Source organism: Halorhodospira abdelmalekii (assembly GCF_016583625.1).
GTDB lineage: Bacteria > Pseudomonadota > Gammaproteobacteria > Nitrococcales > Halorhodospiraceae > Halorhodospira > Halorhodospira abdelmalekii.
Map to the genome: position 1 here is coordinate 45,687 of NZ_NRRN01000016.1, position 13,683 is coordinate 59,369.

The 13,683-nt window shown below is 62.7% G+C and carries 13 protein-coding genes; 7 read left to right on the forward strand and 6 right to left on the reverse strand.

Annotation, left to right across the window (positions count from 1 at the left end; translation table 11 throughout):
* Positions 1–5: 5 nt before the first annotated feature.
* Positions 6–1,211, forward strand: a complete 1,206-nt coding sequence (locus CKO15_RS05435; RefSeq protein ID WP_207123902.1) for a deoxyguanosinetriphosphate triphosphohydrolase — start codon at positions 6–8, stop codon at positions 1,209–1,211.
* Between the two features lie 64 nt (positions 1,212–1,275).
* Here CKO15_RS05435 and CKO15_RS05440 read toward each other — a convergent pair whose 3' ends face one another.
* Together CKO15_RS05440 and CKO15_RS05445 are read right to left on the reverse strand one after the other, a co-directional pair.
* On the reverse strand, positions 1,276–2,331 hold the full coding sequence (locus CKO15_RS05440; RefSeq protein ID WP_200193304.1) for a glycosyltransferase family 9 protein: 1,056 nt from the start codon (positions 2,329–2,331) through the stop codon (positions 1,276–1,278).
* A 49-nt stretch (positions 2,332–2,380) separates the two neighbouring features.
* Positions 2,381–3,205, reverse strand: a complete 825-nt coding sequence (locus CKO15_RS05445; protein ID WP_200193306.1) for a 3-deoxy-D-manno-octulosonic acid kinase — start codon at positions 3,203–3,205, stop codon at positions 2,381–2,383.
* A gap of 112 nt (positions 3,206–3,317) precedes the next feature.
* Here CKO15_RS05445 and aroK point away from each other — a divergent pair, with 112 nt between their 5' ends.
* Both aroK and aroB read left to right on the forward strand, forming a co-directional pair.
* A complete protein-coding gene (gene aroK / locus CKO15_RS05450) occupies positions 3,318–3,896 on the forward strand; it encodes a shikimate kinase AroK (protein WP_200193308.1) in 579 nt (192 codons plus the stop codon).
* 10 nt (positions 3,897–3,906) lie between these two features.
* Positions 3,907–4,983, forward strand: coding sequence for a 3-dehydroquinate synthase (gene aroB / locus CKO15_RS05455; protein ID WP_200193310.1), 1,077 nt, complete (start codon positions 3,907–3,909; stop codon positions 4,981–4,983).
* A gap of 92 nt (positions 4,984–5,075) precedes the next feature.
* Here the strand turns inward: aroB and CKO15_RS05460 are convergent, their stop codons facing one another.
* The gene (locus CKO15_RS05460) at positions 5,076–7,106 is read right to left on the reverse strand and encodes a cache domain-containing protein (protein ID WP_200193312.1); all 2,031 of its coding nucleotides are present in this window, start codon (positions 7,104–7,106) and stop codon (positions 5,076–5,078) included.
* A 173-nt stretch (positions 7,107–7,279) separates the two neighbouring features.
* On the opposite strand from CKO15_RS05460, the gene cobD reads away from it, so the two are divergent.
* The 4 genes from cobD (at position 7,280) to iscB (ending at position 10,652) form a co-directional block, all read left to right on the forward strand.
* Positions 7,280–8,305 carry a threonine-phosphate decarboxylase CobD gene (gene cobD / locus CKO15_RS05465; RefSeq protein WP_200193314.1) on the forward strand — a complete coding sequence of 342 codons (1,026 nt, stop codon included), beginning with the start codon at positions 7,280–7,282 and terminating at the stop codon, positions 8,303–8,305.
* Between the two features lie 105 nt (positions 8,306–8,410).
* The gene (locus CKO15_RS05470) at positions 8,411–8,659 is read left to right on the forward strand and encodes a type II toxin-antitoxin system HicA family toxin (RefSeq protein WP_200193316.1); all 249 of its coding nucleotides are present in this window, start codon (positions 8,411–8,413) and stop codon (positions 8,657–8,659) included.
* Positions 8,659–9,048 (forward strand): type II toxin-antitoxin system HicB family antitoxin, encoded by a 390-nt coding sequence (locus tag CKO15_RS05475; RefSeq protein WP_200193318.1) that lies wholly within the window; start codon positions 8,659–8,661, stop codon positions 9,046–9,048. The genes CKO15_RS05470 and CKO15_RS05475 overlap by 1 nt, the downstream gene beginning before the upstream one ends.
* Positions 9,049–9,320: 272 nt before the next feature.
* The gene (iscB, locus tag CKO15_RS05480; RefSeq protein WP_200193319.1) at positions 9,321–10,652 is read left to right on the forward strand and encodes an RNA-guided endonuclease IscB; all 1,332 of its coding nucleotides are present in this window, start codon (positions 9,321–9,323) and stop codon (positions 10,650–10,652) included.
* Between the two features lie 222 nt (positions 10,653–10,874).
* On the opposite strand, the gene CKO15_RS05485 is transcribed toward iscB, so the two are convergent.
* The 3 genes from CKO15_RS05485 to vapB are packed head-to-tail and all read right to left on the reverse strand — an operon-like array spanning position 10,875 to position 13,109.
* Complete coding sequence (locus CKO15_RS05485; RefSeq protein ID WP_242464592.1) at positions 10,875–12,455, reverse strand: cobyric acid synthase; 1,581 nt, start codon at positions 12,453–12,455, stop codon at positions 10,875–10,877.
* Positions 12,456–12,477: 22 nt separating this feature from the next.
* On the reverse strand, positions 12,478–12,891 hold the full coding sequence (locus CKO15_RS05490; protein ID WP_200193321.1) for a PIN domain-containing protein: 414 nt from the start codon (positions 12,889–12,891) through the stop codon (positions 12,478–12,480).
* Positions 12,888–13,109: a type II toxin-antitoxin system VapB family antitoxin gene (gene vapB, locus CKO15_RS05495; protein ID WP_420842119.1), complete on the reverse strand. Its 222-nt coding sequence runs from the start codon at positions 13,107–13,109 to the stop codon at positions 12,888–12,890. Before vapB ends, CKO15_RS05490 begins: the two co-directional genes overlap by 4 nt.
* Between the last annotated feature and the right edge of the window lie 574 nt (positions 13,110–13,683).

The window sequence follows — 13,683 nt, forward strand, 5'->3', positions numbered from 1 at the left end:
GGCTGCTGTCGATCGTGACCACAACACCGCCCTTTCCCGCGCCACTCCCGTGCGCTGTCACCGAGGCCAACAGCCGCGGCCGGCGCATCAGTGAACCCCATCCGGGGCACCGCAATCAGTTCCAGCGCGACCGCGATCGCATCATCCACAGCGGCGCCTTTCGCCGCCTCGAGTACAAGACACAGGTCTTCGTCAACCACGAGGGCGATCTCTACCGCACCCGCCTGACCCACACCCTGGAGGTCGGGCAGATTGCGCGCACCGCGGCCCAGGCCTTGGGGCTGAATGTCGACCTGGTCGAAGCCATTGCCCTCGCCCACGATCTCGGCCACACCCCCTTCGGCCACGCTGGCCAAGACGCCCTCGCCGACTGCATGGCCGAGCTCGGCGGCTTCGAACACAACATCCAGTCGCTGCGCGTGGTCGATACCCTGGAGGCCCGCTATGCTGAGTTCGACGGCCTCAACCTGACTTTCGAGACCCGTGAAGGCCTACTCAAACGCTGCCCGGCCGAGCGCGCCGAGCAACTCGGCGAGGTCGCCGAGCGCTTCATCCACGGCGGCCAGCCAACGCTTGAGGCGCAGCTGGTCAACGTCTGCGACGGCATCGCCTACAACAGCCACGATGTCGATGACGGGCTGCGCTCGGGGCTGATTCGCGTCTGTGAGTGTCGCGAGACCGATCTGCTCGCCCCCCTCTTCGCTGAGGTCGAAGGCGCCTACCCGCAACTCGATGAGCGGCGCACCATCTACGAGGTGGTCCGGCGGATGATCAATATCCAGGTCGAGGATCTGATTCAGGAATCGCGCGCCCGCATCGCCGCTGCTAACCCGCAAACGGTCGATGCGGTGCGGGCCTTGCCTACGCCCCTGATCGGTTTTAGCGCCACCATGGCCCGGCACCACCAAGACCTTAAGGACTTTCTCTTTCGCCGCCTCTACCGCCACTACCGGGTCGCGCGCATGGTGCGCAAGAGTCAGCAGGTCGTCTACGATCTCTTCGCTCTCTTTCTCGACGACCCCGGTCTGCTGCCGGAGCAGCCGCGGATCGCCGCCGAACACGGCGAGCAGCGCCACGGCCGACCGGGACGGGCACGCGCCGTCGCCGACTATATCGCCGGCATGACCGATCGCTTCGCCATCGAAGAGCACCTTCGCCTCTTTCGCCCCGAGCAGTCGGTCGCCAGCGGCTGGATCGGCTGCGGGCGCTAACGGTTACGGGGCCATTCGACTGGACGCTGTCACTGAGCAGACTGAGCAGTATTACGCAGTGTGACTAAACGCTGTTACTGAGCAGGGCATCGAGCCGTGCGGTCACATCGTGGACCGTGATCCGCTCCATGGCATCGGCCTGACGCACCCGCTGGCCCCAGCGCAGCTCGCTGACCGGCCGCCCGTAGGCGGCGTAAATCGCCTCGGGATAGCGGTCAGCGACACTATCGAGAAAGCAGTACGGCCCGGTGCGCTGCGGGTTCGACGTTGCGTAGAGACCGACGACCGGGGTGGCAACGGCATTCGCTAGATGCAGCGGCCCGGAGTCGGGGCCGACAAAGGCGCAAGCCCGAGTCAGCACTGCGAGCAGTTCGGGCAGCGTCGTCTGGCCGATCAAATCGATCACCGGTGCGGCCCGGCACGCCGCAGTGATCGCCTGCGCATAAGCACGCTCCTGCTCCGTCGGCCCGCCGGTCAGCACCAAGCTCAGGCCACGCTGTCGGTAGGCGTGATCGGCCACCGCCGCATAGCGCTGCGGCGACCAGTTGCGGAAGTTACGCGCTCGTATTGAGCTACACGGGCTGATCGCCAAAAAGGGCTCCGCCGCTGCCACCTGCGCCTCGACTCGGAGCTTCGCCGCCTCGGGCACCGGGATCTGCCAGCGCAACTCGCGGGCGTTGAGCCCGAGCACTTCGAGAAACTGGAAGAAGCCATCCAATACGTGCACGCGTGACGGCCCGACCAGCGGTGTATCGATAAACCAGCCCTGCCCGTTGCACGCCCGCGCTCGATCGAAACCGACCCGCCGCTCCGCAGAGATGACACTCGCAAGGAGATTCGCCCGCCACGACGCCTGCAGATGCAGCAGCACCTCGAAGCGCCGCCCGGCTAGGGTTCGGCGCAGCCGCCGCGCCGCGCCGATCAGCCCCTCGCCCTTATCGACGACGATAAACTCGACCCCCTCCAGCCCACCGACTAGGCCGTACTCGGTGCGCCCAACCACCCACGTCAACCGGCATTGCGGCCAGTGCCGCTGCAGAGTACGCACGAGCGGCACGACGTGACTGACATCACCAATCGCCGAGAGGCGCAGCAGGCAGAGCGAACGCGGCGCACTCACCGCACAGCCCTCCGCAGCCGCGTTCGGGTGTTTCTACCCACCGCCACGCTCACACCGCCCCGCTCCGGGCACGCCCCTGACTCGCGCTGCGGCCGGCACTCCAGCCATCGGTCAAGCACCGCAACGACTCGGCGCTTAGCGCTGCCATACCGGGAGCAGTCCGCGCCAACTTGCGCAGACTGCGCTCCAGGCGAGCTAAATTGCGCCGTTGCCAATGCAGCTGTGGACGCCGCAAGCGCGCCCGATCAAGATCAATAACGTAGACCGCGTGCCCTTCGCTTTGCTCTGTACCTCGCTCTGCACTTCGGTCCGCACCTTGGCCGATATCCTGCGCCGCACTCAGCAAGACGTTATGAGCGTTAAGGTCGGCGTGATCGAGACCGCGCCGATGCAGCCGCCCCACGGTGCTACCGATCGCCCACCACCACTCCCTACTCAACACACGCCTCCCCTCAATCAACGCCTCTGCCAGCGTCTGCGCTGGCAGCCGCTCCATCACGATATCGGCACGATAGCACGGCCCCGTCGGCAGCATGCGGGCTGCCAGCGGGGCCGGCACGGGCAGCCCCTCGCTGTGCAGACGGGCCAGCACCCACCACTCCCGCCACGGTCGCGATGCGGTCAGCGGTCCGCGTAGATACCGATCCTTGAGCAACCCCGCGAAAATGCCTCCGCGACGATAGCGCCGCAGCACCGCCGGGATCCCTTCAATCGTCACGAAGCAGGCACTGCCGCGGCCACCCGTCGGCCGCCCCTGCCAAAGCCCCTGCCGCTGCAGCGCATCGGCATCGAACAGCGCCGCCGTCGGCTGCGGTAGCCGCTCGGCGTCGTAGAGGATGTACTGCCCATTGAGGCGAAGCTGGCGCGGTTCCATAACTGCTTTACTTTGCCATACTCTGGTGGCTTCGACACGCCTACAGAGTCGACAAGGCGCTGACAAGACACTGCCCAGTGCGCCGCTCCCGGCGCTCTGTTACAGTGGGCGTATGGCTCAATGGCACACGCCCCGACGCATCTTTTTGATCGGCCCCATGGGTGCCGGCAAGTCGACCGTGGGCCGTGAGCTGGCCGAACGCTTAGGCTACACCTTCCTCGATAGCGACACCGAGATTGAGCAGCGTACCGGCGTCAGCATCCCGTGGATCTTCGATATCGAGGGCGAAGCCGGCTTTCGGCGGCGCGAGACCGCGATGCTCGATGAGCTGACTCGGCACGATGAGATCGTCTTGGCGACTGGTGGCGGCGCCGTCACCGTCGCGGCCAACCGCGATCTGCTCGGTGCCCGTGGCCTGGTCGTCTACCTACATACCCCAGTCAAGGTGCAGCTGCGCCGGACCCGTAACGACACCAATCGTCCACTGCTACAAGGCAGCAACCCACAGGCCAAACTCGAAGCGCTGATGGCCGAGCGCGAACCGCTCTACCGTGAACTCGCCGATGTGGTCGTCGAGAGCACCAGCGGCCGAGCGCGTTCCGTGGCCCAACGCATTGAGCAGGCGCTGGCAGAGCACAGCGCACTCCCAGCGCCACCACCCGACCCCCATCGCCGCTCTACCGACCCGTGAGGACCGAGACATGCGCACGCTGCACGTCGAACTCGGCGACCGTAGCTATCCGATCTACATCGGCACCGATCTACTCGGCACGGAACTGCTCGCTCGCCATCTCAACCCCGGCGCCCGGGCTCTGCTCATCAGCAATGAGACCGTCGCCCCACTCTTCCGCGGGCGCATCGCTACACCGCCCGAGACTGCGATCAGCGATCTAATCCTGCCCGATGGCGAGCGCTATAAGACGCTAGCTACGTGCGAGGAGGTCTACGATCGGCTAATCAGCGAACGATTCGATCGCTCCAGCACCCTGATCGCACTCGGTGGCGGGGTCATCGGCGATCTGACCGGCTTCTGCGCCGCAACCTATCAGCGTGGCATCGACTTCATTCAGATTCCGACCACCCTGCTCGCTCAGGTTGACTCGTCGGTTGGCGGCAAAACCGGGGTCAACCACCCGCGCGGCAAAAACATGATCGGTGCTTTTCACCAACCGCGGGCCGTCATTGCCGATATGGGCCTGCTCACCGATTTACCTGCGCGCGAACTCGCCGCCGGCTTGGCCGAAGTCATCAAGTACGGATTGATCCGTGATCCGGCCTTCTTCGCTTGGCTTGAGCAGCACATCGAGGCACTCATCGCGCGCGATACCGAGGCCCTCGCCCATGCGGTCGCCGAGTCGTGCCGCAACAAGGCCGAGGTCGTCGCCGCCGATGAACGCGAAGCGGGCGAGCGCGCCCTGCTCAACCTCGGTCATACCTTCGGACACGCGATTGAGACCGAGACCGGCTACAGCAGCTGGCTACACGGCGAGGCGGTCGCCGTCGGTCTGCGCCTAGCCGCGCGCCTCTCCGTCGACCTCGGCTGGCTGGAGGCAAGCGATCTGGAGCGTCTCGAGGCACTACTGGATCGCTGCGGGCTGCCACTGCACCCGCCGGCGATCGCACCCGAGCGCTTTCTGGAGCTAATGAGCGTCGATAAAAAGAACCGCGGCGGGGCGCTGCGCCTGGTGCTGCTGCACGGCATCGGCAAGGCCATCGTTACGAGCGATGTCCCGCCGGCGACGCTGGAGCAGATGCTACACGCTGAATACGCTCGCTAGAGGCAGGAGACTCGGCTGCCAAACACCCATTACCCGCTGCTGTGGCGACTTGCGCGCACAGCGCTGCCGCGAGAAGTACCTGCGGTGGGTCGTCAAGCCGGCATGAAGATCAAGGCGATAATATCGTTCCGGTAGTCGTTCGTCGTTTTGTACTCACGATACCCTTGCGACATCACCGCACCTACCGCGTAACTTTCCCCGTTGAAGCGAACCAGGCGGCCGGTGCGTTTTGCGCTTTTCAACCCGGCAAGATCGATGTCGATGCTCAGCGTCTCACCAACGCAGAGGTCGACGTGCGTACTCGCAACAATACGACCACCAGGCTCGACAAACAGGCCAAAAGCACCGGGGCTCACCGCCCCGCTTTCGTCATGGGGCAATGCGTCTTGTAGCATGGCGTGAAATTGCGGTGCCGCATCGAACACGATCGCCATACCGCCTACCGTCCGCCGCGACTCCAGTGCATGCACCGCCGTCATATAGACGTAGGTGTATTGGCCCGCATAGAGGGGAGTAGCAACGAAATCGGAGACCACGTAGCGTTGCGGGTCTTCATTTTGCAACGCCCTAGAGACCGGCAGTTCGGGCGGCAAAACCGTACCAATGAGCCTCTCCTGCTCGGGACGAGAGACCGCGACTACACGACCATGGAGATCGAACAGCAGCAGATTGGTATAGACCGTGTAGAGGTCGTTGATGTAGGCGAGAATAGCGGCTAGTTGAGCACGTTTCGCCAGCGCCTCTTCTGGATCGGCCAAGTACTTGCGAAAATCGTGCGTCAGCGCCCACCACCGCACATCGTTGGCACGCTCGTAGAGGTTACGGTCCATAATGTCGACAGCCAACGAGGCCTGGAATACAGCGTCGGCGAGCAAGGTATCACTGATGGTCTGCTGGAGAACTTCAATCGAGTGGTCAAAGACTTCACGCGTCTTTTGAGCGATGGTGCGAATCTCATTGAGCACCGGCATGAACTGCTGGGCATCCTGTTTAACCGACAGGATTTGCCCATTGATTACGGTCAACGTCAGATCCGCCGTCACCTTCGCCGCTGCTTGACTGATCTCCGTCAACGCCCCTTGTTGAACCTGTACCAGCGGCGCAGCGGAGCGGCCGCTCGGCGCTGTTAGATCGACCTCATGCTTAAAAGCTGCGTCCAAGGGAAGCATCGCGTGCCCCCGCCACGGCAAGCCCATATACTCCTGATACCCATTCGTCGATGCAGTCCGCACCAAGTACTCCGTGCCTCTATATGACGCTCGGCCGAGCGCCCCCTGCGGAGCCGGTTGCAAACGATCCGCAAACGGTACTCGGGCTTCATCGCTGCTGGCAATGACCTGATTGTTGCTGTCAAGGATGGCGAGCAACAGGCCCTCTTGTGCCAGCTGGGCAAAGATACCTTGTAACTCATCATCAAACCGGAAACACAAGCACAAGATGCCTAGCAAACGTGAATCTGGATCATCCGATTCGGTGATACGGGCGGCAAAAATATGGGCGCTGCGCTTTAGGGGCTGCAGGTCGGAGGGACGAAAGATCTCAAGATAGGGGGTGTCGGTGGCGGAGAGCAATTGTGCAGGCAAGGGATCTCGAATCGCGGCCACGGGATTATCCACGTCGAGATGGGCGCTCAACTGCCCGGATGGATTGAGCAGGATGACCTCGTCGTAGACACTATACTTTGCGATATAGGCTCGCAAGCGCTCGACGATGGCCGCGCGGTCGGCTTCGGTAGGGGTGTCGTTGTGCAGAAAGGCACGAATGTAGCGATCTGTTGCGAGAAATCCGACATCGGCAGTCCGCTCAAAGAGATTCCGAATCAATATGTCGATTGCCACTTGAGCGCGACTGCTGAGATCGAGATTGAGCTTGCGCAGCTTCTCTTGTGTCAAACTCTCTACCAGGCGCCGCTGCAACTCTTGAAAGCGCCGCTGCGTGACGTCCATTTCATCGAGTAGGGTCTTGGCGATCTGCAGGCTGCTAATCTTGCCGATTAACGTTACGCGTTGCCACCACTCTCCAAGCTGCTCCAGTTCCTGCTCGGTTCTGTGCACAAAGGGCATGTGCTGAACCAGTTGCTGCTGTGTAAACTGGCGACTCGTCAGTGGGCTGTGCGTCAACATGGCGGCCAACACCTGCAAGACGTCTGATAGGCGCTCTAATCGGCCCCAAAATAAAGCCCATGACAAGAGCGGGATTTCAGCATAGAGGGGGGACTCATGCTAAGTCAAGCAGTCAACCGGATCATCGCGCGACAGTGGTCTAGAACCGGCATGAACACAATACGAGGGAACGGATGGAGCACGGTGGCAACCTGCAGCAAGCAGTGGCCCGCTTTGGCGAGCACCCTGACGGCTGGCTCGATCTATCGACCGGTATCAACCCCACGCCATACCCGCTGCCGTCGGAGTCGATCAGCGCAGCCGCACTCTGGCACCGTCTACCGGAAGAGGAGTCGCTGGAAGGTGCGCCAGAAGGTTCACTGACGGCCACTGCGGCGGCGTACTACCAAGCAATCACCGCGCCGCTGCCGCTCCCTGGCAGCCAAGCGGCGATCTCTTTGCTGCCGGCGCTCCGCCCGCCGTCGCGGGTGGCGATCCCGGAGGCGGAGTACGGCGAGCACTCCGCTGCATGGCAACGCTGGGGTCACGCCGTACAGCGTATCAACCCCGCATTGATTGAGGAGGGCCCGCCCCAGCGGCCCGATTTCGATGTAGTGGTGCTGAGCAATCCGAACAACCCAACCGGTAGACGCTACCCCGTTGAGTTGTTGCAGCGCTGGCAGCAGGCGTTACTGCGCCAGGCCGGCTGGCTGATTGTCGATGAGGCCTTCGCCGACGCCGACCCCGCTGCCAGTCTAGCCCGCTGCGCCGGTCACCCGGACTCGCCCAACCTGATCGTACTGCGCTCGCTGGGGAAGTTTTTCGGCTTAGCCGGCGCCCGTATCGGCTTTCTGCTCGGGAGTACAACGATCCGCGAGCGACTGAGCACCCTGCTTGGGCCGTGGCCACTGACCGGGCCCTCTAGGCAAGCGGCTTGTCTCGCGCTGGCCGACGGCGCTTGGCAGCTGGCCCAACGCACTCACCTTGAGGCGGCGGCTGAGCGCCTCGCCACACTCCTCGATAACGCCGGGCTGCCGGTTGCCGGTCGAACCGCCCTCTACTGCTGGGTGCCGATCGCTGCACCGCGCGCTTACCAGCACGCCCTTGCCAGGGCCGGCATCTGGGTCCGGGCCTTTGATGAGCCGGCCGGCCTGCGCTTCGGGCTACCGAGTGAAGAGGATGAGTGGCAGCGGCTCGCCGCCGCCGTGGCGAAAGCCTGATGCCGATAGCCGCCCTGCCCTGCCCTGCCGAGTGAGCAGCGCATCCGGGGGTGACTTGCCATAGCGCATCAAGGCGACTAAATTTAGTTGCAGGAAAGGGGCGGCATGTCGAAAACGGAAAAACTCATTGCCAAGCTACTCAACGAACACGCCGTCTTCACTTGGCGAGAGTTGGAAACCTTGCTATACAGGCTCGGCTATCGGCAACTTGAAGGTCAGGGCTCGCGTGTTAAGTTTCACAATGGCAACGTTCAAGCGATGATCAATATGCACAAGCCGCATCTGGGCAACGAACTCAAAGCCTATGCTCGGCGCCAAGTCATTGAGCACTTACGTTCGGGAGGGCTGACTTGATGGATAAACTACTGAAATATCGTGGCTACTATGGCTCCATCGAAGCCAGCACCGCTGACAATTGCCTATTTGGCAGGCTGCAGTTCGTGCGCGCTCTGGTCAGTTATGAAGGCGAAACGGTGGCCGAACTGGAGACTGCGTTCCGCGCTGCCGTCGATGACTACATTGCTACCTGCGAGCAGCTTGGCGCCCTCCCCGAAAAGCCGTGCAAAGGCTCTTTTAATGTTCGCATCGGCCACGAACTGCATCTGGCCGCCGCTGTTGCCGCCTCACAGCATGGGATTTCCCTAAACGATCTGACCCGCCAAGCCCTAAGAAGCTACTTGGAAAGAGCGGCGGTCAACTACCCCCGCCTAAAGGCGGGAGCTTGTGAAAGCAGGCTGGGTTGACCAGGGAGAGTGGCCAATGTGCCGCTACGTTTGCAACAGGTCGTCAAGACCCACCGGCGGATGCTTCCTCAGTCCGCCGCTCTGGAAGGCTGGGATCATGCTGGCGAAAGGTAAAGCGCCGAAGGTTCCAGTCGCCGCGCAAGCGGGAGCCGGTTGCAGACTTTCCCGAGGGGAGACGGGGCGCAAGCCCCACGTCACTGGACCCGTAAGGGTTCTCTGCTATTGGGGACAGATTTGAAATCTGTCCCCAGCGGGCAGAATGGAGCATTGAGATGGCAGTTTTAGTACTAGACAAGAGGAAAAAGCCGCTGATGCCCTGCTCGGAGAAGCGGGCACGGCTGCTGCTGGAGCGGGGCCGGGCCGTGGTCCACCGGATGCGTCCATTCACGATCCGGCTCAAAGATCGCACGGTGGAGGAGTCGGAGCTGCAGCCGATCGAGATCAAAATCGATCCCGGCAGCAAGACCACCGGGGTCACGGTAGTCCGCAAGGACGAAACCGATCCGGAGCGGCAGCAGGTAGTGATGCTGATGGAGATTGAGCATCGCGGGCAACAGATCAGTGAAAAATTGACCCAACGCCGTGCCTTCCGGCGGCGGCGCCGGAGCCAATTGCACTATCGAGCGCCCCGCTTCGACAACCGGACCCGACCCCAAGGTTGGTTGCCGCCGAGCCTGCACCATCGGGTAGAGACCACAACAGCTTGGGTGGAGCGACTGTGTCGATTGGTCCCGGTGACGGGGATCAGCATGGAGTTGGTTCGGTTCGATACCCAGGCCGTGGAAAACCCCGAGATCAGCGGCGTGGCGTACCAGCAGGGCACCTTGCAGGGCTATGAGGTGCGGGAGTACCTGCTGGAGAAGTGGCAACGCTGCTGCGCCTACTGCGGTGCGACACAGGTGCCCTTGGAGATCGATCACATCCACCCGAAGAGCCGGGGCGGTTCGGATCGGGTCAGCAATCTGACGCTGGCCTGCCGTGAGTGCAATCAGGCCAAGGGGCATCAGCCCGTAGAGGCCTTTCTGGCCGATGACCCCAAGCGCCTGCAACGCATTCAGGCCCAAGCCAAGGCGCCACTCAAGGATGCCGCCGCCGTCAACAGCACCCGTTGGGCGCTCTTCCGGCAGCTTCAGGCCACCGGCCTGCCCGTGGTCACCAGTAGCGGCGGGCGTACCAAATACAACCGCCAGCGCTTAGGCATTCCCAAGACCCACGCCTTGGATGCAGCCTGTGTCGGGCCGGTCACCGCCGTCACCGACTGGAATGTGCCCACCCTAACGGTACGGGCCACGGGTCGAGGCAGCTACCAGCGCACACGGCTCAACCGGTTTGGCTTTCCGCGTGGCTATCTGATGCAAACCAAGCAGGTGGAGGGCTTTCAGACCGGGGATCTGGTTCAGGCTGATGTACCAACCGGCAAGAAGGCCGGTACCTATCAAGGCCGGGTGGCCGTCCGCGCCACCGGTAGTTTCAATATCCAGACTCGACAGGGCGTAGTCCAAGGCATTTCACACCGCTACTGCCGCTTGCTGCAACGGGCCGATGGCTACGGCTATACCCTTCAACCCAAACCTAGAGAGGAGGACGCGAGCCGGGCCGCGTAATCGTGCTGCGCACGATGCGCTATCCCTCCCCGCCCTGAAGGACGGGGTTTCTCGCGCAAAGTGATGATTCCAAGCGTAACAGAATGGTGGCCACTTGCAAGATGCGCCGCTTCACCACCCCCTAAGCCGCTGCGCGGCTATAGGCGGAGCACTGCGGCGCGTTTTGGTAGGGGTGGCGCGGAGCCTAAAAGAAGCGGTGAAAAAATTCAACATCCGGCGCTGCTAGGCCGAAGGTCGTGCCGGCGAGCGCGCCAGCGTCCAGAGCCGATCCAGATCGAGATCGGTCTCCAGCTGATCGGCCCACGCATCTAGGGTGCGCTCGACCTGCTCGCCGTAGTGCACTTCGGCAGCCCTCGCTCCTAGGCGCTGCAGCCAGTGGCGGCGAAAACCGTCGGCGGCGAAAAGACCGTGAATGTAGCCACCCATGACTCGCCCATCGCTCGACTGCGCGCCCTCCGGTCGTGCGCTGTGGCCGTCCTCCAGCCGTAACCACGGGCGGGCCAAGGCCGCGCCACTGGTACGCCCCATGTGCATCTCGTAACCGGTCAGCGGCTGGCCGCTGAGGCCGTCGCGGATGTGACCGGCGCTGAGCTCCAGCAGAGACTTTTCGTCGGTGAGCGTGCTTTCCAGATCGAGCAGACCAAGCCCCGGGGTCTCGCCCGCCGCCCCTTCGACGCCGTGCGGATCACGGACCACTCGACCGAGCATCTGAAAACCGCCGCAGAGGCCGACGACGTAGCCACCATGGCGGACGTGGGTATGGATGTCGTGGTGCCAGCCTTGCCGATAGAGCGCATCCAGGTCGCTGCGGGTGGCCTTGGAGCCGAGCAGCAGCACCACATCGGCGTCTCGTGGTAAAGGTTCACCGGGGGGCACCCAACGCACCTCGATGCCCGGCTCCGCTGCCAGCGGGTCGAGATCGTCGAAGTTGGCGACGCGGGGCAGACGTGGCACGACGATGCGCAGCCGTCTGTTCGTACCGGCACTGCCACCGCCCTCGCCCTCGCCGTTCTGCCGCTGCCGATCCAGTGCTAGGGAATCCTCCTGCGCTAAACGGGCGGCGCCGTCGAACCAGCGGATCAAGCCAAGGTTGGGCCAGCCGGTTGCGCGCGTGATCTGCGCAGCGGCGGGAGCAAAGATCTCCGAGTCGCCGCGAAAACGGTTGACCAGGTAACCGACAACACGGGCCCGTTCGCTGCGGCTCCACAACTGATAGGCCCCCAGCGCCGAGGCCGTAATACCTCCTCGGGCCTCCTCACCGAGCAAGACCACCGGCAGATCGGCCGCCTCGGCCAAGCCCATGTTGCTGATGTCGTTGCTGCGCAAATAGTGCTCAGCGCCGCAACCGGCGCCCTCGACAAGGAGCAGATCGGCGTCGCCGGCTAAGTGGTGCAGGCTTTCGAGCACGGCGGGTAGCAGTTCGCGTTTGGTGGATTGATAGGCCGCCGCCGAGTAGGTCCCAAGCACGCGGCCCCGCACCACCACCTGGCAATCGACATCGCTCTCCGGTTTGAGCAGAATCGGATTCATGTGGACTGAGCGAGGTACTCCACAGGCCAGGGCCTGGAACGCCTGGGCCCGACCGATCTCGCCATGCCGAAGCTGCTGGCCACTGGACCCTGGTGGCCGGTCGCTATCTGCCGTCACGGCGGCGTTGTTGCTCATGTTCTGCGCCTTAAACGGGCGCACCCGCAAACCGCGACGGGTATAGGCCCGACAAAGACCGGTGACCAGCAGGCTCTTGCCGACATCGGAGTGGGTGCCCTGGATCATCAGCACCCGGGCCTTGCTATTTGCGCTCATCGTTTCAATCTGCGCATTTGCCTCAATCGCACCAGTCTTCGTAAGCCAGACTCGGAACACGACCAAATTCACGCACGTTATTAGTGACCAGCGTGCAAGCAGACGAAATCGCGTGACCGGCTATCGCCGTATCGTTTGGCCCGATGGGCGTCCCTGAATGGCTCAATTCGCGCATCACTTCTACTGTGGCATCCACTGCCCGCTGATCCCAAGCCAGCACCGCATTGAGCCGCTTCACGAACTCATCCACCAGCATCCTGTGCCTAGCGGATGCCTTCTTGCCGATCTGCCCGTAACGCATCTCTGCGTAAGTAACGGCAGATACAACGATCCGGTTGCCCACCTCTACTTCAGCGGCCAAGCGCCGAATCACCGAGGCCGGGTGCTCTCGCATGATGAATGAGCAGATACAGGTGTCGAGCATGTAGGTGGTCACAGCTGGAACCTGCCCTCATCACCAACGACAGTAGGCCGATCTCTCAGGAAGTCGTCTTCGGCCTTCGGCAGATGGTACAAAGACGACCAAGAAGGTCGAGCGGGACGAAGCGTGATCACGTCACCCTCCTTTGTGATTTCCAACTCGCCAACGCCGTCATAGGCCATGTCGGCGGGCAGGCGGACTGCCTGATTCTTGCCGTTCTTGAAAATTGACACGGTACGCATCTTTAGCACCTCCCAGCCGATGCTGCGCTAGTATCAATGTAGCAGCCGGACTAGGCATATGCAAGGCATATGTATGCCGGCTAGGCGATCGGGGTTTGCGGGCGACCCTGAACGGCCTCTGCGGTGTGGATAGCCTGGGCGGTTTGGGAACCACCGAGAACCGGCATCTGCATGTCGAGTAGGATCAGGTCGAACGCCTAACGCCTCTGCTGCCCAGCCTTCAGTGCTGCTTGACCGTGCTCCACGAGGGTTGGTTGCGCACTACAGCGCTCCACAGCAGTGCCTGGATCGTCCTCCGCTACCAAAACGCGCCGCAGTGCTCCGCCTATAGCCGCGCAGCGGCTTAGGGGGTGGTGAAGCGGCGCATCTTGCAAGTGGCCACCATTCTGTTACGCTTGGAATCATGTCACCAGATGGATTGAGCACAAAGCGGAAGAAGCTTTGCGACACGAAGTCGCTCAAAGGAGTCGTTCTATGAACGTAGGATAGTGCTTAATCCTATCGCCACTCTCCTCGTGCGTGATGGTGACTGATCGTTCGAAGCAGGAGGGAAAGCCCAAGGGGA